Source organism: Pseudoxanthomonas mexicana (assembly GCF_001556105.1).
GTDB classification, from domain to species: Bacteria; Pseudomonadota; Gammaproteobacteria; order Xanthomonadales; family Xanthomonadaceae; genus Pseudoxanthomonas_A; species Pseudoxanthomonas_A mexicana_A.
In genome coordinates this window covers 15,572-35,730 of sequence record NZ_LSIF01000007.1, presented here as the reverse complement: position 1 = coordinate 35,730, position 20,159 = coordinate 15,572, and the positions used below count along the sequence as shown (strand labels likewise).

The following is a 20,159-nucleotide window of genomic DNA, read 5'->3' as shown; positions in this document are numbered from 1 at the left end:
CCCACTTCCCCGGAGATGTCCATGAAACCTGGCCTGCTTGCCGGCGCGTGCGTGTGCGCGCTGCTGTCCGCTCCCGCCTTCGCCCAGCAATCGCCCGCCCCGCGTCCGCTGGTCGGCGGCCATGGCAACAACATCGAAGCGTTCATCGCGCAGCACGACGCCAATGCCGAAGGCACGCTGACGTGGGCCGAGTTCGATGCGTTCCGCCGCACGCGCTTCGACGCGACCGATGCGAACGGCGACGGCACCGTCGACGTGGAGGAATACGTGCAGGAGTTCGAGGACCGCATGCGCGAGGAAATGGAGCAGGGCCGTGGCGAACAGGTCGAGCAGACCAGGCGCCGCTTCACCACGCTGGACACGGACAAGGATGGCCACGTGTCGCGCGCGGAGTTCGACGCCTCCGGCGAGCGCGTGTGGACCGAAGGACAGAAAGCACTGGCAGGCAGCAAGGACGCCAAGGACGATGGCACGAAGACCGCGGCCGCCGCCGAGCGCTTCGACCGGCGTCCCAATCGCCTCGCCCTCCCCAGCAGCCACACGGCCGAGGGCTTCCTGGCGCTGTACGACGGCAACGGCGATGGCAAGGTGGAACGGGGCGAGTTCGACCAGGCGCGCACGACGCAGTTCACGCGGACGGATGGCAACGGCGACGGTCGCCTGACCCAGGACGAATACCTGGCCGAATACGAGGATCGCCTCGATCGCCACATCGCCACGCAGACCGGCGGTTCGGACAAGCAGACGCGCGTCCGCTTCGGTGCGCTGGATACCGACAAGGACGGCAAGATGACGTTCGCCGAGTACCAGGTGTCGGGCAAGCGCACGTTCGATGCGGCCGACCGCAACCGCGATGGCGTGGTGGACGCCGCCGACGCCAAGCTGCCGCCGCCCGCGCGTACAGAGCGGCCTGCCGCGAACTGAGCAGGGAGATCGCGTGGGGATGCGACCGTCGAGCATGATCCGGGGGATCGGCCTGTGGCTGGCGTTGGCCAGCCCCGGGCTGGCTGCCGCGCCCGTGCAGGTGCAGCGCGAAGGTGTGCTGGGCACGTCGCTCGAGATGCAGGTCGATGGCGACGAGATGCGCGCATCGCGCGCCGTCGATGCTGCACTGGGTGAAATCGCCCGCCTCGAACAGCAGCTCAGTACGTGGCGCGAGGACAGTGCCCTGTCGCGCTACAACGATGGCCATCTCGCGGCCGAACGCCTGCCCGAGGCGGTGTCCGACGTGCTCGCGCGGTGTGAACACTGGCGAGCCGAAACGAACGGCGCCTTCAGTTGCCGCCTCGGCGCACTGATCGCGCAATGGCGTCAGGCGGATGCGGACGACCAGGTGCCCGAGCGCATGGTGTTGCGCCGTCAGGCACGCGCGCTGGCGGCCATCGATGCCGCGCCGAAAGGCATGCTCGATCCGGCCATCGGCTTGCGCTTCGACGTGGACGGCATCGCCAAGGGCTACATCCTGGACCGGGCCCTCGCACGCGCGCGGCGTGCCGCGCCCAGGGCCTCCGGCATCCGCATCGACATCGGTGGCGATGCCGTCTACTGGGGGCATCCGGAACGCGGCGACGCATGGCGCGTCGACGTGGCCGACCCGAAGCGGCCGGTCGACAACCAGCCCGGCATCGCGCAGGTGCGGCTGGCCTCGCAAGCCATCGCCGCCAGTGGTCACCACAGCCGTGGCTACACCATCGGACGGCGCCAGCTGAGCCATATCCTCGATCCGCAGGACGGCTGGCCCCTGAGCTACGCGCCCGCCGCCACCGTCATCGCCAACGATGCCGCTACCGCCGATGCGCTGGCGACGGCGCTGACGGTGATGCCGATCCGCGATGGCATCGCCCTGGTCGACCGCATCGAAGGCGCGGCGGCCCTGGTGGTGTCGGATGCCGGCATCCCCTTCGCGTCGGCACGCTGGCCGTCCGCACTGGACGCTGGCGCGGTGTCCGCGCCGCCGGTTCCGGTCCTGATCGACTACGAGATCCCGGCCAACGCCGTGGATCGCTACCGGAAGCCCTATCTCGCGGTCTGGATCGAGCATGAGGATGGGCGCGCAGTGCGGCAGCTGCACGTGCTCGGCGACCGCTCGCGCTGGTTGAGCGAACTGCCGCGCTGGTGGCGGCACTACGGCCGCAACGATCCCGCGGGCGCGCTGGGCATCGCGCGTCCGACACGTGCGCCCGGGCAGTACACGCTGGCATGGGACGGTCGCGACGACCGTGGGCGGGCGATGCCCGCCGGGCGCTACGTACTGCGCGTGGAGGCCGCACGCGAACACGGCGGCCACGAAGACATCGCGCTGCCGTTCCCGCTGGGCGGCGCCACCTCGCCCCTGCGGCAACAGGGCCAGACCGAGATCGGTCGCCTGGTCCTGCGCTACGACAAGACGTAGCCGCCATTCTTTTCCGGCGCGATCCCGCGCCATCCCAGCGACGTATTTCCGCCATTGCGGCCGCAGCCAGGACTGGAGCGCTCCCATCGAAGCGCATGTTCTTTCCTGACTGTGGAGTTGCACCATGAAGTTCTCCCCCCACCTGCTGGCGCTGGCCATCGCGTCCGCCCTTACCCTGCCCGTGCACGCGGAAACCGCCGCCGATCCCAACGGCGCGCAGACCCTGGATACGATCGAAGTAAAAGCACAGCGTGAGCGGCAGCAGTCCGCCAACCAGAATGTCACCAGCCTGAGCAGCAAGGACCTGCAGCAGCAGGGCGCGCAGAGCATGGAAGATGCGATCCGCTACGTGCCGGGCGTGGAGATGGTCGACCTGGGCCGTGCCGGTTTCAACGGCTTCAACATCCGCGGCCTCGAGGCCGACCGCGTGTCCATCACGCTGGATGGCCTGAGCTTCCCGCAGAGCATGGACCCGGGCACCTACCAGCCGTACGAGTTCTTCCGTTCCGGGCGTGGCAGCGTCGACATGGAAGCGGTGAAGAACATGGAGGTCATCAAGGGCGCCGATGCGATCACCGCCGGCAGCGGCGCGCTCAGTGGCGCGGTGATGTTCACCACCAAGGATCCGTCCGACTTCCTCAAGCCCACCGGCAACGACACGGCGGGAGCGATCAAGTACGCCTACACCGGCAGCAACGACGAAAACGCCGGCACGCTGACGTTCGCCAACCGCACGGGCAGGGTCGAGTCGCTGCTGGTCTATACCAAGCGCGAAGGCCACGAGACCGAATCCTGGTACGACACCACGATCAACCGGATGGGCCCGGGCCGCCGCACGCCGGATCCCATCGATCGCGAAAGCGACAACCTGCTGGCCAAGGTGAATTTCCTGATCAGCGGCACGCAGACGTTCGGCCTGATCTACGAGCGCGCGCGCAGCACTGGCAACGTCGACAACTGGACCCGCAGCGATGGCGTCGGCTCGTACTACGAGCGCTCCGCGGTGGACCGCAGCGATCGCGACCGCTACGGGCTGAAGTACACCTGGAAGGCCGACGTGGCGGCGTTCGACACGCTCGAAGCCACGGTCGACCGGCAGGAGAACTACATCCAGGGCCAGACCAACGTGCTAGTCGCCAGCGGCACGTCGGGCGGCACCCGATGCTCGGCGGCGGCGCTCTGTTCGCGTCAGGAATTCCGCTGGGATACGCAGGATCGCGACCGCATCGCGATCGATCTGGACAAGGTGTTCGAGACCGGCGGCCTGCGTCATGCGCTGGTCTACGGTGCGGCCTGGCAGCAGGCGGACATCGACTGGAACTCGGTCGACTCGCGCTGGAACAACGCGGGCCAGCTGGTCAGTCGCGACACCGACCCGTCGCTGTGGCCGAACACCGAGGAAACCTCGTGGACGGTCTACGCGCGGGACAAGGTACGGTTGCTGGACGATCGCCTGACGCTGACTGGCGGCTTGCGTTACGACAGCTACAAGTACACGCCGAAGGTGCGTCCGAGTTCCAGCGGCGATTCCGGCTACACCGATGGTGGCGGCAGCGTCGGCGTGTCCGAATTCCGTTCGCCGACCTGGAACCTGGGCGCCGATTTCCGCATCACCGACACCCAGTCGCTGTGGGCGCAGGTCGGCCGTGGTTTCCGTGCACCCAGCGTCAACGACATGTACGGTACCTCGTCGACCACGCAGGTCACCCGCGTGTCCGATGGCGCCATCGTCACGGTGCCGGATGGCAAGAGCAATCCGGATCTTGGTGCGGAGCGCAGCTTCAACGTCGAGCTGGGCTGGCGCTACAGCAGCGACCGCCTGCGCCTGGGCGTGTCGGCCTTCAACGACACCTACAGCGACTTCATCGACAGCGCGGAGTTCGTCGGCGATCCGACCGTGCAGTACCGCACCACCGTGGGCGGCCAGACCGTCGTCACCAACGGCTACATCTACACGATGCCGATCAACCGTGGCGAGGTGAAGGTCAAGGGCATCGAAGCGGAGGGCATGTGGCTGCTCGCCGACGATTGGATGGCGCGGTTTGCCTACGCGTACAACGAGGGCGAAGACAATGACGGCGCGCCGCTGGCCAGCATCATCCCGGCCAAGCTGGTGGCGGGACTGAACTATGTCGCCCCGTCGCGCCGCTGGAACCTCACCGCCAACGTCACCCACCAGGAAGACAAGGATCCCTCCGACTACGGCCGGAGCATCACCAACGGCAGTTACGGCGCGGAGGTCGTGCCGGTGTACGCCTACAAGGCGCGGACCTACACGCTGCTGGACCTGTTCGGCAGCTACGACATCACCAGGAACCTGCACCTGACCGCCGGCGTCTACAACGTGTTCGACAAGGAGTACTACCTGTGGAACCGCGTGCGCACCGCCGGCGCCGGCAATGCGGTGTTCTCGGGTTCCACCAGCGCCGCCGGCATCGGGCGCTGGTCGCAACCGGGGCGCAATGTCCGCGTGGCGCTGAGCTGGTCGTTCTGAGCCCGTGAAGGGCGGGGGCGGCTCGGCCGCGCCGCCCGCCCGTAGGCGTCCGCTGATGACGCGCCCTTCGCCAACTTAAAAGCCCTGCTGTCATCCTTGAGTCTCAAGGCTCCAGCAGGGCTTTCGTTTTCCGATCCGGCGATGCCGGACTTTCCGATGCTTAGCGCTTCATCGAGCTGAAGAACTCGTCGTTGGACTTGGTGTTCTTCATCTTGTCCAGCAGGAACTCCATCGCCGCGATCTCGTCCATCGGGTGCAGCAGCTTGCGCAGGATCCAGATCTTCTGCAGCAGCTCCGGTTCGATCAGCAAGTCCTCGCGGCGCGTGCCGGAGCGGTTGATGTCGATGGCCGGGTAGACGCGCTTCTCGGTGATGCGACGGTTCAGATGCACTTCGCTGTTGCCGGTGCCCTTGAACTCTTCGTAGATCACCTCGTCCATCTTGCTGCCGGTCTCGACCAGCGCGGTGGCGATGATGGTCAGCGAACCGCCTTCCTCGACATTGCGCGCGGCACCGAAGAAACGCTTCGGGCGGTGCAGCGCGTTGGCGTCGACGCCGCCGGTCAGCACCTTGCCGGAGCTGGGCACGACGTTGTTGTAGGCGCGGGCCAGGCGGGTGATCGAGTCCAGCATGATCACCACGTCCTTCTTGTGCTCGACCAGGCGCTTGGCACGCTCGATCACCATTTCGGCGACCTGCACGTGGCGCGCGGCGGGCTCGTCGAACGTCGAGCTGACCACTTCGCCGCGCACGGTGCGCTGCATCTCGGTCACTTCTTCCGGACGCTCGTCCACCAGCAGCACGATCAGGTGCACGTCGGGGTGGTTGGTCGTGATGGCGGTGGCGATCTGCTGCATCATGATCGTCTTGCCGGCCTTGGGCGGCGACACGATCAGCGCGCGCTGGCCCTTGCCCTGCGGCGCCATCAGATCGAGGATGCGGCCGGCGATGTCTTCCGACGAGCCGTTGCCACGCTCCAGGGTGAAGCGGCGACGCGGGAACAGCGGCGTCAGGTTCTCGAACAGCACCTTGTTCTTCGACGCTTCCAGCGGCTCGCCATTGATGGTGTCGATGGTCGACAGCGCGAAGTAGCGCTCGCCGTCCTTCGGCCAGCGGATGCGGCCGGCCAGGTGGTCGCCGGTGCGTAGGTTGAAGCGGCGGATCTGGCTGGGACTGATGTAGACGTCGTCCGGGCCGGCCAGGTAGCTGGCCTCGGCGGCGCGCAGGAAGCCGAAGCCGTCCGGCAGGATTTCCAGCACACCGTCGGCGGCGACGCCTTCGCCATGGCGGGTCAGCACCTTCAGGACCGCGAAGATGACGTCCTGCTTGCGCGCGCGGGCGACGCCTTCCTGGATGTTCAGCTGCTCGGCGATGTCCAGCAGCTTCGGTGCCGGCATGCGCTTGAGGTCGCCCAGCGAATACTGGGGGAAGCCCTCCGGCACGTTCGCCTGCTGGCGCGGCATGAAGTTGTCCTGGCCGCCGCCGTTGCCGTCCTGCGGCATGCCGTCGTTGCCCTGCCGCTCGCGGTTGCGCTCACGGCGGTTGCGGAAGCGGTCGCGGCGGTTGTTGTTGTTGCCGTTGTTGAAGCGGTTGCCGTCGCGCTGGTCACTTCCCTCGTGCTGGCCGCCGCCACCTTCCGCCTGTGGGGCGGGGGCGCCGCCGTCATGGGAGGGTGCGGGTGCAGCAGGCGCTGCGGGTGCCGGAGCGTGTTCAGCCGCGACGGGTGGCAGCGGAAGCTGCGGCGCCGGGTCGTGCGCGCGTTCGGTGGGCGCGGCGGTATCGGCGGACGGGGCTTTCGGGGCACGGGCTTTGAGCACGCGCTTCTCGGCGGGGGCGCCGGTTTCGTTGATGCTGTCGGACAAGTTGCGAATCCTCGCTAGTGGCGAGCGCCGGCGTTGCGGCGGCGGGGTGAAGTGAAGAAGAGTGGGTGTTCAGATGGGTGCGGCGCATCCCCTGCGCCGGAATTCGGGTCCGACACTAACACCGGCCCGGGGTGGCGGCAAGCCGGGCCACGGCGGCGGGTTCGAGCGGATTCAGCCGGCAAGCCCCACGTCCATGGGACTCGCGGACCGGTTCAGGCAGCCTGGGAGCCCAGCGCCTTGTCGATCATCTGGGTCAGCTGGCCCTTGCCGACGGCGCCGATCTGGGTAGCCTGGATCTGGCCATCCTTGAAGAGCAGCAGCATCGGGATCGAGCGCACGTGGTACTTGATGGCGGTGGCGCGGTTCTCGTCCACGTTCACCTTGGCGACCTTCAGCTTGCCGCCGTAGGTCTCGGCCAGCTCGTCGAGGACCGGGGAAATCATCTTGCACGGACCGCACCATTCGGCCCAGAAGTCCACCAGCACCGGCTCGCCGGACTGCAGCACGGCAGCATCGAAATCGGCATCGCCGACGTGGGTCACTTTGTCGCTCACGGGGATCTCCTGCGGGGTCCGCGGGCTGGCGCGGACGGGGTAGGGCCGGGACGGCCACCACGATTGGGGTAAACTGGGGCGTTCCGCGACCTTTTCAAGGCTTCCCAGAGGGTCGCGCAACCCGGCACAGGGGGCGCAGTGTGCGACGCCGCTACGGCCGATGCAAGCACACGCACCGCATTCATACGAGACGCGCGCGGAACACAGCGACGCAAAGAAGAAGGCATGAGCGACAAACCGTTAACCGACATCACGTTCTCCTCGTTCGACCTGCATCCGGCGTTGCTCGCCGGCCTGGAAGGCGCAGGTTTCTCCCGTTGCACGCCGATCCAGGCGATGACGCTGCCGGTCGCCTTGAAGGGCGGCGATGTCGCCGGCCAGGCGCAGACCGGCACCGGCAAGACGCTGGCCTTCCTGGTCGCGGTGATGAATCGCCTGTTGACCCGCCCGGCGCTGGCCGAGCGCAAGCCGGAAGATCCGCGCGCGCTGATCCTGGCGCCGACCCGCGAGCTGGCCATCCAGATCCACAAGGATGCGGTGAAGTTCGGCGCCGACCTCGGCCTGCGCTTCGCGCTGGTCTACGGTGGCGTGGATTACGACAAGCAGCGTGAACTGCTGCAGCAGGGCGTCGACGTCATCATCGCCACGCCGGGCCGCCTGATCGACTACGTCAAGCAGCACAAGGTGGTCAGCCTGCACGCGTGCGAGATGTGCGTGCTGGACGAAGCCGACCGCATGTTCGACCTCGGCTTCATCAAGGACATCCGTTTCCTGCTGCGGCGCATGCCCGAGCGCACCACGCGGCAGACGCTGCTGTTCTCGGCCACGCTGTCGCACCGCGTGCTGGAACTGGCGTACGAGCACATGAACGAGCCGGAGAAGCTCGTCGTCGAGACCGAGTTCATCACCGCGGCGAAGGTGCGGCAGAAGCTGTACTACCCGGCCGACGAAGAGAAGATCCCGCTGCTGATCGGCCTGCTGTCGCGCAGCGAAGGCGCGCGCACGATGGTGTTCGTCAACACCAAGGCGTTCGTCGAACGCGTGGCGCGTGCGCTGGAACGCGCGGGCTACCGCGTCGGCGTGCTGTCAGGCGACGTGCCGCAGAAGAAGCGCGAGTCGCTGCTGAAGCGCTTCCAGGCCGGCCAACTGGAGCTGCTGGTGGCCACCGACGTGGCCGCGCGCGGCCTGCACATCGACGGTGTGTCGCACGTGTTCAACTACGACCTGCCGTTCGATGCCGAAGACTACGTGCACCGCATCGGTCGTACTGCGCGCCTCGGCGCCGAGGGCGACGCGATCAGCTTCGCCTGCGAGCGCTATGCGATGTCGCTGCCCGATATCGAGGCCTACATCGAGCAGAAGATCCCATCCGAGCCGGTCACGGCCGAACTGCTGACCGCACTGCCGCGTCCGGAACGTCCGAAGCCGGCCGCCGGCGAGGGCGACGAGGAAGAAGAGAGCGTCAGCCAGATCTTCCGCGAGGCGCGCGAGCAGAAGGCGGCCGACGAAGAGCGTCGTGGCGGTGGCCGCAAGCCGGGTGGATCCAGCGGTGCCGGTCGTCGCGACGGAGGCCGCCGCGACGGAGGCCGCCGCGAGGGTGGTCGGCGCGAAGGTCCGCGCTCGGCCGATGGCAAACCGCGTCCGCCGCGCGCGCCGCGTCCGGAAGGCGAAGCGGCGAAGCCGCTGGCGCCGCGGCCGGCGACCGAAGAAGTCCGCGCCGATGCGGTCGCGTTGCCGGAAGGCGAGCGCAAGCCGCGCAAGCGCCGTCGTCGTCGCCATGGCCGCCCGCTCGAGGGTGCCGAGGGCGCCGTGGCGAATCCCGCGCCGGTCGTCGCGAAGCCGGCGGCTGCACCGAAGTCGGCCGACGACAATGCGGGCTTCCTGACCAAGCTGGGCCGCAAGATCCGCTCGCTGGTGTCCGGCGGCTGAGCCCCGTCATCGTGCGTAGCGAAGAGAAGCCGGGCATGTCCCGGCTTTTTCTTTGCGCGGCGCCATCGCCAGCGTCGCGACCGCTCCGGCATAATCGACGGACATGAGCGTCCTTCGATTCGAAAACGTCAGCAAGCAGTACCCCGGCGGCCATGCGGCGCTGGAGGACGTCAGCTTCGAGGTGGCCGAGGGCGAGATGCTGTTCGTCACCGGGCATTCCGGTGCCGGCAAGAGCACGCTGCTGAAACTGATCCACCTGAGCGAGCGGCCCAGCCGCGGCGCGGTGCTGTTTGCCGGCAAGAACCTGTTGAAGGTCCGCGGAGGCCGCATTCCGCTGCATCGCCGCGAGGTCGGCGCGGTCTACCAGGACCATCGCCTGCTGACCGACCGCACGGTGATGGAGAACGTCTCGCTGCCGCTGATCCTGCGCGGCGATCGCCGTGGCGACATCGGCAAGCGCGTGCGCGAAGTGCTGGCGCGCCTGGGACTGGGCCATCGCGAGAACGCGCTGCCCACGCAACTGTCTGCCGGTGAGCAGCAGCGTGTCGGCATCGCGCGCGCCATCGTCGCCGAACCGCGCCTGCTGGTGGCGGACGAGCCGACCGGCAACCTCGATCCGACGCTGGCGGCGGAAATCATGTCGCTGTTCGCGTCCATGCCGGAGCGCGGCACCAGCGTGCTGGTGGTCAGCCATGACCTGTCGCTGCTGAAGCGGATGAAGAAGCGCGTGCTGATCCTCGACCACGGCAAGCTGGCCGACGACATCTCTCCCGCGGACCTGGCCGAATGAGCGACGCGAAGAACAGCCGCGCGCAGGCGCGCTCCGGCTTCGGCATCTGGCTGGACCAGCATCTCTACAGCTTCGTCTCCAGCCTGGGTCGCACCGTGCGCCGCCCGTGGGCGACGCTGCTGACGATCGGGGTGATGGCGGTGGCCTTCGTGCTGCCGCTGGGCCTGTGGCTGGCGCTGCAGAATGTCGGCCACTTCGCCGGCGACGTGCAGCAGTCGCGCGAGATCGACCTGTTCCTGACGCCGGACACGCCCGTCGCGCGGGCGCAGGCGCTGGCGGAGGCGCTGCGCGGTCGCGACGATGTCGCACGCGTCGAGTTGCGTACGCCTGCACAGGGCCTGGCGGAATTCCGCGAACGCAGCGGGCTGGGTGCTTCGCTGGACATGATCGACGGCAACCCGCTGCCGAGCCTGCTGGTGGTGGTGCCCGAGGGCGACGAGGCACGGCTGGTCGCCGCGCTGGGGGCGCTCCCGGAAACCGACCTGCTGCAGCATGATGCGGCCTGGCGCGAACGGCTGGCCGGATGGATGGGTTTCGGCAAGCGGCTGGTCTGGGTGCTCGCGGCGCTGTTCGGCCTCGGCGCGCTGCTGGTGGTCGGCAATACCGTCCGCCTGGACATCCAGTCGCGGCGCGAGGAGATCGGCGTACTGCAGTTGCTGGGAGCGAGCGATGGCTTCATCCGTCGCCCCTTCATCTACCTGGGTGCGTGGTACGGGCTGGCCGCCGGTGCGTCGGCCCTTGGCCTGCTGACGCTGGCGGCGTTGGCCTTGCGCGATCCATTGGCTGCCTTGGCGAAGAGCTACGGCAGCCCGTTCGCCCTGGTCGGACTGGATGCCGTCGGCGCCACCGCGGTGGTCGTGGCGGCTACCGTCATCGGTTGGCTGGGCGCATGGCTGGTGACCGGCCACTTCTTGCGTCAGACTCGTCCGACTGCAACCTGACGCACGCACCTTCATGGCCCAAGAGCTCCGGCACCTGATCAGCGACGCGCCCCGCGTAATGGTGGTGGACGGGTCGAAGCTGGTCCGCAAGCTGATTGCCGATGTGCTGCAGCGTGAACTGCCAGGCGTCCAGGTGATCGGTTGCGCCAGCATCGCCGAAGCACGCGAGGCGCTGGCGGGCGGCGAAGTGCATCTGGTCACCACGGCGCTGGCGTTGCCGGATGGCGACGGCATGGAAATCGCGCGCAGCGTGCGTGAGACGGCGGGGCAGGCGTACGTGCCGGTCATCGTCGTGTCGGGCGACGCGCAGCAGCACCTGGAAGAGCGGCGCTTCACCGAGTTCGTCACCGACTATTTCGACAAGGCGCTGGGCCACGAGGCGCTGGCGACCTTCATCCGCGGCTACGTGCAGCCCGAACCGGTGGTCGGCGCCACCATTCTCTACATCGAGGACAGCCGCGTCGTCGCCGAGACCACGCGACGCATGCTGGAGCGTCAATCGCTCAACGTCGTGCACGTGATGAAGGCGGAAGATGCCTTCGCGCTGCTCACCGCCGAATCGCTGGGCCTGTCCACGCACAAGTTCGACCTGGTGCTGACCGACGTGATCCTGAAGGGCGAGCTGAGCGGTCGTGACATCGTGCAGCGCATCCGCGTGGACTTCGCCTACGGCAAGCGGCGCCTGCCGATCCTGGTGATGACCGGCGACAGCAACCGCGACAACCAGGCCGAACTGTTGCAGGCCGGCGCCAACGACCTGGTGCTCAAGCCGATCGCGGAACGCCTGCTGGTGACCAAGGTGCTGTTCCAGCTACGGCTGGCGCGCATGGACGAAACCCGCGCGCTGGTATGACCCGCGTGCGATCCGCATGACCGACGACGACCGCATCAAGCTCGACCCTTCGTGGAAGGCGCACATCGGCGACTGGCTGCAACGGCCCGACATGCGCGAGTTGTCGGCGTTCCTGCGCCAGCGCAAGGCCGCCGGGGCGCGTATCTATCCGCCCGGGCCGCAGATCTTCGCCGCCTTCGATGCCACACCGTTCGACGACGTGAAGGTGGTGATCCTCGGACAGGATCCGTACCACGGTCCCGGCCAGGCGCATGGGCTCTGCTTCTCGGTGTTGCCGGGCGTGCCGGTGCCGCCGTCGCTGTTGAACATCTACAAGGAAATCAACGCGGACCTGGGCATCGCGCCGCCCAACCACGGTTGCCTGTTGCCGTGGGCGCGCCAAGGGGTGCTGCTGCTCAATGCCGTGCTGACCGTCGAAGACGGTCGCGCGGGCGCGCACCAGGGCAAGGGCTGGGAAGGCTTCACCGACCATGCCATCGAAACGCTGGCGCGCGAGCGCGAAGACCTCGTCTTCCTGCTGTGGGGGAGCTACGCCCAGGCCAAGGGCAAGGTCATCGACACGCGGCGCCATCGCGTGCTGCGTGCGCCGCACCCGTCGCCGCTGTCCGCGCATCGCGGCTTCCTCGGCTGCGGGCATTTCTCCGCGACCAACCAGTACCTCGCGCAGCGCGGGCAGGCGCCGATCGACTGGCAGTTGCCGCCACGGGACCAGCTGGCGCTGTGAAGCGCGCAGTGTGCTGTGTCTTGTTGTGGGAGCGACGTCAGTCGCGATGATCTACCGGCAAGGCCTCATCGCGACTTGCGTCGCTCCCACGCCACGCGAAGCCACGCCCAGGACTCAGCGCGTGCGCCTGCGCTTCTGAGGCGGCGATACCGGCGGGGGCGGCGTGACCGGAATGTTCCTGATCTCGCCCTGCAGCTCTTCCAGCATCGGCACCATCTTCTGCTGCACGGCGGTCATGATGTTCTGCATCAGCGCCGGGCTCTTGTCGAGCATGCGCTTGCCCGCGGGGCTTTCGTAGAACTTGGTGATCGCACGCACGTCGTCGCGCGTGTAGGTCTTCTTGTAGACGTCCAGGTACACCGGCCGCATCTCGTCCCACGACAGCGCCTTGCGCACGATCTCCTGGGTCTTGGCCTGGATGCGGGCCACTTCGGCCTTCTGTTCGTCGGTCATTTCCCTGCCGGCGAAGTGTTTGTCGAACTCCTGCTGCTGCACCGCTTCCATCTGCGGCACGACGCCCGCCAGCAGGCTCTCGGCGCGCGAGGCCGTGAGCAGGCGGTCGATGTCCGCATCGGTGGGTTCAGCGGCTGATGCCGGTCCGGCGAACGCCAGGGTGAGGAGCACCAGCAGGCAGGCAGGCAGGCGGAAGGCATTCAGCGGCGGACGGGTCATGCGGTGCGTGCGGCGTCGAGCGGGGCCACAGGGTGCCTGCCAGGGAGTAAATCTGGTGTTAATCGTCGGCCAATCACCCCAGCTGCACTGCGAACAGACACGCATCCTGACTACAATCGCAGGCATGGGGAGTACCGCACTCGACATCACGCCGACACTGGCGATTCCTGACGACGAACTGGTCGAGCGTTTCGTGCGCGCGAGTGGTGCCGGCGGGCAGAACGTCAACAAGGTGGCGACGGCAGTGGAGCTGCGCTTCGACGTGGCCGGTTCGCCGTCGCTGCCGGATGCCTTGCGCGAGCGTCTGCTGGCCAGGCGCGACCGTCGGCTGACCGACGAGGGCGTGCTGGTGATCGACGCGCAGCGCTTCCGCACGCAGGACCGCAACCGGCAGGATGCGCGCGAGCGATTGGCGGCGATCATCGCCGCCGCGCTGGCGGTGCCGAAGAAGCGCGTGGCCACCAAGCCCTCGCGCGCCGCCAAGGCGCGCCGCCTGGACGCCAAGCGCGAGCGCAGCGACGTCAAGCGTGGCCGTTCGCAGAAAAGCCATTGGGAGTAACTGTTTGAGCGACGACATCATTCCGCGCATTCCACCCAACATGCCGCAGGTGCCGCCGAACCGGTTCACCCGCTGGATGGGGCGCACGTTCCTGCGCACCTTCGGCTGGAAGGTGACCGGCACGCTGCCGGACCTCCCGAAGCTGGTGATGATCGTGGCGCCGCACTCGTCCAACTGGGATGGCATCTGGGGCATGGCGGCGAAGATCGCGATGGGCTTCCAGGTGCGCGTGCTCGGCAAGGCGCAGCTGTTCTGGTGGCCGTTGTCGCCGCTGCTGCGCAAGCTGGGCGTGGTGCCGGTGGACCGCAGCTCGCCGCAAGGCACGGTGGAGCAGGCGGTGCGCATGCTGCGGCAGTCCGAGAAGATGTGGTTCGCGCTGACCCCGGAAGGCACGCGCAAGCGCGTGGACAAGTGGAAGGGCGGCTTCCTGAAGATCGCCCACCAGGCCCAGGTCCCCATCCTGATGGCGTACTTCAACTATCCGGACAAGACGGTCGGCATTGGCGATGTGTACTACCCGACCGGCGACATGGAAATTGACATGGCCGCGATCCGCGAGTGGTACCGGCCGTGGCAGGGGAAGAATCGCGGGACGGTATGAGCCGGAGCGGTGCGAACAAGGAAAACCCGCCGTGAGGCGGGTTTTCTGTTTGCGATGCGCTCCCGGACTACAGCTTTGCGCCACCCAGTTTCCAGGTGACCTGCAGGTAATAACTGCGGCCCATGGAGTCAAACCAGGAGGTGTCGTAGTACGGGTAGTTGGACCACGTCGCGTCGCGCGGCGGCATCTTGTCCAGCACATTGTTGACGGTCAGCGACACGCGCAGATGGTCGGTGATGTCGTAGCGCGTGCCGGCATTGAAGCGCCAGGTCGCGCCGGTCCAGGCATTGTTGGCGTAGTTGGCGACCTTGCCAAGATAGTTGCCGAACAAGCTGGCGCCCCACGCATTGCGATCCCAGCTCACGCCCATGTTGCCTTTGTGGCGGGGCAGGGTGGTGGCGCTGAAGCCGACGTCCAGCATGTCTTCTTCCGGATCGCCCGGATAACGCTGGCGCGTGTGCTTGTTGGCCCAGGTGTAGCTGCCGTTGAAGCGGAAGTCGCCTGCACTGGCGGTCTGCAGCCGGTAGTTGGCGGTGACGTCCACGCCCGACGTCTCCTCGTTGGCGATGTTGATCGGGCTGAAGCGCACGCTGGTGATGTAGCCGTCCGCGTCGCGGATGACGCGGGCCAGCGCGTCCACGCAGGTCGGCGAGCCGATGTCGACGCTTTGCCCGCCATCGGTGACGCCGAGACGGCAGTCCGCCTCGGTGATGCGCAGCAGCTCGCGGTCCTGCGTCTGGACCTGGTTCATCACACGGATACTGTAATAGTCCATGGCCAGGTCGAAGTTGGCGGTCGGCGACCAGACGAAGCCTACCGACGCGGACTTGCTGGTCTCGACGTCCAGGTTCATGTTGCCGTTGTAGACATCGAACGTGGCGCCGTCCCAACTGCCATCGTCGTAGCACTCGGCATCGGTGAACCCGGGTTCGTCGGTCCGGCACTGGTAATAGTCGGTCGCGTAGCGGGTACGGTAGTAGTCGTCGCCGGCAAACAGGTAGTGCATGTCCGGTGCACGGAAGCCGGTGCCGTAGGAGCCGCGCACCAGCAACGTGTCGACCGGCCGCCACTCCAGTCCCGCGCTGTAGGTGAACTTGCCCGGGTTCTTGTTGCCGTAGCTGTAGCGGTCGTAGCGTCCCGCCAGGCTGGCTTCCAGCGTGGACGCCACCGGCAGGCGCAACTCGGCTGCGGCGCTCCAGCGGTTGCGGTCGCCGCTGCCGTTGCCGTACCGCGGCCCGTAGTACGCATCTTCGGTCAGCGCCAGCGGATCCGGATTGATGCGATAGGACTGACGACCGTATTCGAGAGTTGCGGCGAAACCGGCGTCGCCGGCCGGCATCGAGAACAGGCTGGAGTTGTCCGCGGTGAAGCTGACGTTGTCGTTCTTCGCCACCGGACTCCACGTGGACATGGCGGCGATCGAATCGAACTCGGCCGTTGTCAGTGGCCTGAACAGGCGCGATGGATCCGCATTGTAGATTGCGTAACCATCATCGTCGTAGCCCTGCAGCGGGCCGAGGAAGAGCGCATTGGCCGCCGCCGCGCGGATGCGCGGCATCTTGACGTCGGCCTTGTATTCGGAATGGTTGTAGGCCGCCTCCCAGTTCCATGCATCGCCGAACGTGCCCTCGAAGCCGGTGGTCACCGCCAGCGTCTTCTGGGTGGTGGTATTCATGCGGTTGCGCAGGCCGCCGGTTTCTTCAGGCGTGAACTGGCGGGACCAGATTTCGTACCGTTCCGTGTTGGCGTTATAGAAGACCTTGTTGCGATAGTTGTTGGTTGAAGCCGGATCGTGGAATTCCCAGCCCATGTGGTCGCTGGCGGCGAGGTTGCCGTTGGTGCCGGTCAGCAGCTTGACGGTCTGGCGCCCGGCCTGCACGTCGGCGAACCAGGACAGGTTGTCGTTGATGCGGAATCCGAATGCGCCGTAGGCCGTGATGCCCTTGCGCTCGTTCTGGATCGTGCGATACGCGATGGCGCGGTCGCTGCCGCAGTACGGGCCGTACTCGGGATCCTCGGCCAGCACCGTGGTCCCTTCGTTCAGGCCGGCCATGCCGGCGCAGTTGTCGGTGGGCGCGACGTTGAGATCGTTGTCCCAGTCGTAGAGCTGGGCAGTCATGCGGGGGAGGCGGCGTTCCGCTGTCGGCGCGTCGAAGGTCGAATCCTGGTTGCGGCGATCGAACCCCCACAGCGGACGCTTGTCGATCACTTCCACGCCGACGATGCCGTTGAAGTTGCCACGTTCGAAGCCGGTGGTCAGCGTCAGCTTGTGGGATTCGCCGCCGCCCCGCTCGGTATCGCCGTAGCGGTAGTCGATGATGGTGCCGTCGATGGACTTCTTGAGGATGAAGTTGATGACGCCGGCCATGGCGTCGGACCCGTAGACGGCGGAAGCGCTGCCGGTCAGCACTTCCATGCGGTCAATCATGCCCAGCGGGATGTTGCCGATGTCGGTGAAGTTGCTGCGGCCGTTCAGCGGCAGCGGGAAATCGGCGACACGGCGACCGTTGATGAGGACAAGGGTGTGATTGGGGCCGAGGCCGCGCAGGTCGACCGCCTGCGCACCCGGCGTGGACTGAGCGTTGGTGGTGTTCTGCTGGCCATAAACGCTGCCGCTGTTCTGGCTGAGCGAGCGCAGGACGTCGGCGACGGAGGTCAGGCCAGCGGCCTGGATCTGTTCCGCCGTCACCACGGTGATCGGTGCCGGGCCTTCGATCTCGGCGCGCTTGATGCGCGAACCGGTGACCTGCAGCGTTTCCAGCTGGGTCACGGGTTCTTCGGCCTGTGCGACACCGCCGCCGGGAGGCGTCTCCTGTGGCGCGGGACGGGGCGGCGCCGGCGTGCGCCGGGGCGTGGCATCGGCCTGCACGATCAGCACGGCACCGGACGCGTCGCGTTTGGCCTGGAAGCCGCTGCCCTGCAGCAGCCGGTCCAGCGCCTGGTCGGTGGTGGCGGCGCCCTGCACCCCGCTGGTGCGTCGCCCTTTCAGCTGGTCGGAGCGATAGACCATCTGCGTGCCGGACTGCTTGGCCAGCGTATTGAGCGCCGCGGTCAGGTCGCCCGCAGGCAGGTCGATGCGGCCGGGGGCCGCCTGGGCCTGCGCGGCGAGTGCCACGCTACAGGCCGTACTCAACAACAGGACGCGCATTGGGTACCGCATGGACTCTCTCCCCGGGGTGCTCGGTATGGCACCTATTGGCTATCAGGACGAACGAACCGCGCAAATCCCCCCATGACCTTTGTCGCGAGGGAACCGGTCTAGCGGGTGTGCAGCACGATGCGGTCCTCGTGCCGTTCCGCGCGCACCGGAAACCCCTGTTCCAGCAGGCGCGCGAACCCTTCGGCATTGGACCAGCGGAAGTTGCCGCCCACGCGCAGCGTGGCCACGGTGGCGTCGGCCAGTTCCAGCTTGCGGGTGTTGAAGCGGTTGAATTCGCTCGCGGCCTCCGCCAGCGAGGTGTCGTCGAAGGTCAGGAAGCCGTCGCGCCACTCCAGGTAGCGCTCCGCGTCCGCCACGGGCACCGAGCGCACCAGCACGCCGTTGCGGCCGGCGGTGGCCACGCTGCCGGCCGGCAACAGCGACACCGGCTGTGCACGGCCATCGGCACCGGCCTGGCTTTCCAGCCGCACCTTGCCCTCGGTCACCACGACACGCACGGCCCCGGGGTCTCGGCGGACGGAAAAGCGCGTGCCGACGGCCGCGACGCGGCGTCCCCCGGTTTCCACCACAAAGGGGCGGCGTGTGTCATGGGCCACGTCGAAGAACGCTTCGCCCTGCAGCAGCGCGATGTTGCGTTCGCCGCGGCTGATGCGGACATCCAGCCGGCTGTCGCTGCTCAGTGTGGCGGTGGAGCCATCGGGCAGTGTCACTGTCTGGATCTGGCCGACGGTGCTGGCGTACTGCGCCTGCTCGCGTCCGCTGATCTGCCAGCCGCCCCACGCGGCAGACCCTGCCGCCACCAGCGTCAGTGCGGCGGCGACGTTGCGCCAACCCGGGATGCGGGCGCCATGCCCGGCGCCATGCCGCGGTGCAAAGGTGATGCCACGCAGGTCCGGGCGCGCATCCGCAGTGCTGTCGGCAGACAAGCGGCGCGGTGGCAGCGTACCCGCTGGCAAGCCTGCGGCCAGGGCCTGCAGGCGGCCGGTTTCGGCCCAGGCGGATTGCAGGCGCAGGAAGGCCACCTTGTGGCGGGGCGATTCGCCCAGCCAGCCGTCCAGTGTCGTCTGCTCGCGCGCCGTCCAGCCGTCCGCATCGCGGCGGACCAGCCAGTCGGCAGCCTGCTGCTCAATCTGTCTGCTGTCGGTCATGTCCGTCGTCCTCGTCCATGACGCTCCGGGCCTTCCTTCGCCCGTCCGCCGCACGCACGGCGTCGCCGCCGTACAGATGGTCGGCGATCAGGCGCATCCCTTTAGCCAAATGCTTTTCCACGGTCTTCTCGCTGATGCCCAGTTGCCGGGCGACGTCCTTCTGCGGCAGTTCCTCCACCCGCCGCAGCCAGACCACTTCGCGGCAACGGTCGGGGAGCCTGTCCAGGGCCTCGACCACGCGCTTCAGCGCCTGCCGGGTCCCGGTCCACCGTTCGGGCGACACCTCGTCGATCAGGTAGACGTTCGAGGACTCGAAATCACCCACCGGCTCGATCGACACCACCCGGCTGCGGCGCAGTCGGTCGGTCATCAGGTGGCGGGCGCTGGCGAACAGGAACGCTTTCGGTGCATCCGGCCGTACTCGCGAGGCGGCTTCATAGACGCGGGCGTAGACTTCCTGGCGCAGGTCGTGCCATTCGTCGCGATGCGGCCACGCGCGCTGCAGGAACAACGCGAGGGCGCGTTCGTGGACGAGGACCTCGCGGACGAACCAGTCGTCGAATTCGGTGGGCATGGCCGCACTCTAGCCCAAGGATGCACGATCACGCATGGGGGAAGACGGCCGCCGCTTCGTCTCCACATCGCATCGGTGCGTGGCATCCTGCCGCGACCTTCGACCTTGGGAGTACGGCATGGTGTCTGTCTTCGGCATGTTGCAGCGCGGCGCGATCTGCGTGGTGGCGCTCGCCCTGTCCTTGCCGGCGCTCGCCGCAGAACCTGCGCATTATGTGCTCGGCGACATCAGCGCGAAGACGCCGGGCCAGGTGCAGCCGGGCCTGTTGCTGATGGGCGGCGGCGACCGCAACTTCGATGCGATGCACTGGTTCATGAAGAAGGCGGGCAACGGCCACATCGTCGTGTTGCGCGCGTCGCAGGCCGGCGAGATCGGTGAAGAATTCTTCAACGAGGTCGGTGGCATCGTGTCGGTCGAGACGTATGTCTTCAGTGATCGCGAAAGCGCGAGCGATCCCGCCGTGCTGCGCAGCCTGAAGCGCGCCGACGGCATTTTCCTGGCCGGCGGCGACCAGTCGCGCTACGTGCGCTACTGGCGCGGCACGCCGGTCGGCGCGGCGCTCGACGCGCATGTCGCCGCAGGCAAGCCGCTCGGCGGCACCAGCGCCGGCCTGGCGATGCAGGGCGAGTATCTGTACGGCGCGATGGACGGCGGCAGCCAGATCAGCCCGCGCGCGCTCGCCGATCCGCTCGGCGCCGACAACACCATCGAGACGGGCTTCCTGCAGCTGGCGTTGCTGAAGGGCGTGCTGACGGATACGCACTTCAGCGAACGCAACCGCCTGGGTCGCCTGATCGCCTTCGTCGCCAAGGCCGAGTCGATGGCCGGGCGGCCGATCCTGGGTCTGGGTGTGGACGAGGATGCCGCCGTCGCGGTGGAAGGCGATGGCAGCGCGCGCGTGTACGCC

Annotated in this window: 16 protein-coding genes and 1 pseudogene; 11 read left to right on the top strand and 6 right to left on the bottom strand. The window is 67.6% G+C overall.

Annotated elements, in window-relative coordinates:
- Positions 1-21 precede the first annotated feature (21 nt).
- The 3 genes from AX730_RS00735 (at position 22) to AX730_RS00725 (ending at position 4,886) form a co-directional block, all read left to right on the top strand.
- On the top strand, positions 22-924 hold the full coding sequence (locus AX730_RS00735) for an EF-hand domain-containing protein (protein WP_062350499.1): 903 nt from the start codon (positions 22-24) through the stop codon (positions 922-924).
- A gap of 34 nt (positions 925-958) precedes the next feature.
- Positions 959-2,392, top strand: coding sequence for a DUF2271 domain-containing protein (locus tag AX730_RS00730; protein ID WP_062350459.1), 1,434 nt, complete (start codon positions 959-961; stop codon positions 2,390-2,392).
- 124 nt (positions 2,393-2,516) lie between these two features.
- Complete coding sequence (locus AX730_RS00725; RefSeq protein WP_062350457.1) at positions 2,517-4,886, top strand: TonB-dependent hemoglobin/transferrin/lactoferrin family receptor; 2,370 nt, start codon at positions 2,517-2,519, stop codon at positions 4,884-4,886.
- 160 nt (positions 4,887-5,046) lie between these two features.
- On the opposite strand, the gene rho is transcribed toward AX730_RS00725, so the two are convergent.
- The gene (gene rho / locus AX730_RS00720) at positions 5,047-6,747 is read right to left on the bottom strand and encodes a transcription termination factor Rho (protein ID WP_062350454.1); all 1,701 of its coding nucleotides are present in this window, start codon (positions 6,745-6,747) and stop codon (positions 5,047-5,049) included.
- Between the two features lie 212 nt (positions 6,748-6,959).
- Positions 6,960-7,301, bottom strand: a complete 342-nt coding sequence (gene trxA / locus AX730_RS00715; protein ID WP_062350453.1) for a thioredoxin TrxA — start codon at positions 7,299-7,301, stop codon at positions 6,960-6,962.
- Positions 7,302-7,526: 225 nt separating this feature from the next.
- Here trxA and rhlB point away from each other — a divergent pair, with 225 nt between their 5' ends.
- The 5 genes from rhlB (at position 7,527) to ung (ending at position 12,538) form a co-directional block, all read left to right on the top strand.
- Complete coding sequence (rhlB, locus tag AX730_RS00710; RefSeq protein ID WP_062350451.1) at positions 7,527-9,230, top strand: ATP-dependent RNA helicase RhlB; 1,704 nt, start codon at positions 7,527-7,529, stop codon at positions 9,228-9,230.
- A 103-nt stretch (positions 9,231-9,333) separates the two neighbouring features.
- Complete coding sequence (ftsE, locus tag AX730_RS00705; protein ID WP_062350449.1) at positions 9,334-10,020, top strand: cell division ATP-binding protein FtsE; 687 nt, start codon at positions 9,334-9,336, stop codon at positions 10,018-10,020.
- A complete protein-coding gene (ftsX, locus tag AX730_RS00700; protein WP_062350447.1) occupies positions 10,017-10,961 on the top strand; it encodes a permease-like cell division protein FtsX in 945 nt (314 codons plus the stop codon). The genes ftsE and ftsX overlap by 4 nt, the downstream gene beginning before the upstream one ends.
- 13 nt (positions 10,962-10,974) lie before the next feature.
- Complete coding sequence (locus AX730_RS00695) at positions 10,975-11,814, top strand: response regulator (protein ID WP_062350443.1); 840 nt, start codon at positions 10,975-10,977, stop codon at positions 11,812-11,814.
- A gap of 16 nt (positions 11,815-11,830) precedes the next feature.
- A complete protein-coding gene (ung, locus tag AX730_RS00690) occupies positions 11,831-12,538 on the top strand; it encodes a uracil-DNA glycosylase (protein ID WP_062350440.1) in 708 nt (235 codons plus the stop codon).
- A 114-nt stretch (positions 12,539-12,652) separates the two neighbouring features.
- On the opposite strand, the gene AX730_RS00685 is transcribed toward ung, so the two are convergent.
- Complete coding sequence (locus tag AX730_RS00685) at positions 12,653-13,210, bottom strand: DUF2059 domain-containing protein (protein WP_062350438.1); 558 nt, start codon at positions 13,208-13,210, stop codon at positions 12,653-12,655.
- Positions 13,211-13,334: 124 nt separating this feature from the next.
- Between AX730_RS00685 and arfB the strand changes: the two genes are divergently transcribed.
- Both arfB and AX730_RS00675 read left to right on the top strand, forming a co-directional pair.
- Positions 13,335-13,769: an alternative ribosome rescue aminoacyl-tRNA hydrolase ArfB gene (gene arfB / locus AX730_RS00680; RefSeq protein WP_062350434.1), complete on the top strand. Its 435-nt coding sequence runs from the start codon at positions 13,335-13,337 to the stop codon at positions 13,767-13,769.
- A 40-nt stretch (positions 13,770-13,809) separates the two neighbouring features.
- Entirely contained in the window at positions 13,810-14,370 is a 561-nt protein-coding gene (locus AX730_RS00675; RefSeq protein ID WP_157074024.1) for a lysophospholipid acyltransferase family protein, read from the top strand.
- Between the two features lie 67 nt (positions 14,371-14,437).
- Here AX730_RS00675 and AX730_RS00670 read toward each other — a convergent pair whose 3' ends face one another.
- The 3 genes from AX730_RS00670 to AX730_RS00660 form a co-directional block, all read right to left on the bottom strand.
- Positions 14,438-17,530 carry a TonB-dependent receptor gene (locus AX730_RS00670; protein WP_062350427.1) on the bottom strand — a complete coding sequence of 1,031 codons (3,093 nt, stop codon included), beginning with the start codon at positions 17,528-17,530 and terminating at the stop codon, positions 14,438-14,440.
- A 98-nt stretch (positions 17,531-17,628) separates the two neighbouring features.
- Positions 17,629-18,678 (bottom strand): FecR family protein, encoded by a 1,050-nt coding sequence (locus AX730_RS00665; protein ID WP_062350424.1) that lies wholly within the window; start codon positions 18,676-18,678, stop codon positions 17,629-17,631.
- Positions 18,656-19,252, bottom strand: a complete 597-nt coding sequence (locus tag AX730_RS00660) for an RNA polymerase sigma factor (RefSeq protein ID WP_062350421.1) — start codon at positions 19,250-19,252, stop codon at positions 18,656-18,658. Before AX730_RS00660 ends, AX730_RS00665 begins: the two co-directional genes overlap by 23 nt.
- 34 nt (positions 19,253-19,286) lie before the next feature.
- On the opposite strand from AX730_RS00660, the pseudogene AX730_RS19285 reads away from it, so the two are divergent.
- Positions 19,287-20,129: pseudogene (locus tag AX730_RS19285) on the top strand (cyanophycinase); the annotation flags it as partial.
- Positions 20,130-20,159: the final 30 nt, after the last annotated feature.

What these genes read in the sequence shown, in the direction of transcription:
- AX730_RS00735 (WP_062350499.1), top strand. Translation starts at nt 22, where the DNA reads ATGAAACCTGGCCTGCTTGCCGGCGCGTGCGTGTGCGCGCTGCTGTCC.
- AX730_RS00730 (WP_062350459.1), top strand. Translation starts at nt 959, where the DNA reads ATGATCCGGGGGATCGGCCTGTGGCTGGCGTTGGCCAGCCCCGGGCTG.
- AX730_RS00725 (WP_062350457.1), top strand. Translation starts at nt 2,517, where the DNA reads ATGAAGTTCTCCCCCCACCTGCTGGCGCTGGCCATCGCGTCCGCCCTT.
- rhlB (WP_062350451.1), top strand. Translation starts at nt 7,527, where the DNA reads ATGAGCGACAAACCGTTAACCGACATCACGTTCTCCTCGTTCGACCTG.
- ftsE (WP_062350449.1), top strand. Translation starts at nt 9,334, where the DNA reads ATGAGCGTCCTTCGATTCGAAAACGTCAGCAAGCAGTACCCCGGCGGC.
- ftsX (WP_062350447.1), top strand. Translation starts at nt 10,017, where the DNA reads ATGAGCGACGCGAAGAACAGCCGCGCGCAGGCGCGCTCCGGCTTCGGC.
- AX730_RS00695 (WP_062350443.1), top strand. Translation starts at nt 10,975, where the DNA reads ATGGCCCAAGAGCTCCGGCACCTGATCAGCGACGCGCCCCGCGTAATG.
- ung (WP_062350440.1), top strand. Translation starts at nt 11,831, where the DNA reads ATGACCGACGACGACCGCATCAAGCTCGACCCTTCGTGGAAGGCGCAC.
- AX730_RS00685 (WP_062350438.1), bottom strand. Translation starts at nt 13,210, where the DNA reads ATGACCCGTCCGCCGCTGAATGCCTTCCGCCTGCCTGCCTGCCTGCTG.
- arfB (WP_062350434.1), top strand. Translation starts at nt 13,335, where the DNA reads ATGGGGAGTACCGCACTCGACATCACGCCGACACTGGCGATTCCTGAC.
- AX730_RS00675 (WP_157074024.1), top strand. Translation starts at nt 13,810, where the DNA reads ATGCCGCAGGTGCCGCCGAACCGGTTCACCCGCTGGATGGGGCGCACG.
- AX730_RS00670 (WP_062350427.1), bottom strand. Translation starts at nt 17,530, where the DNA reads ATGCGGTACCCAATGCGCGTCCTGTTGTTGAGTACGGCCTGTAGCGTG.
- AX730_RS00665 (WP_062350424.1), bottom strand. Translation starts at nt 18,678, where the DNA reads ATGACCGACAGCAGACAGATTGAGCAGCAGGCTGCCGACTGGCTGGTC.
- AX730_RS00660 (WP_062350421.1), bottom strand. Translation starts at nt 19,252, where the DNA reads ATGCCCACCGAATTCGACGACTGGTTCGTCCGCGAGGTCCTCGTCCAC.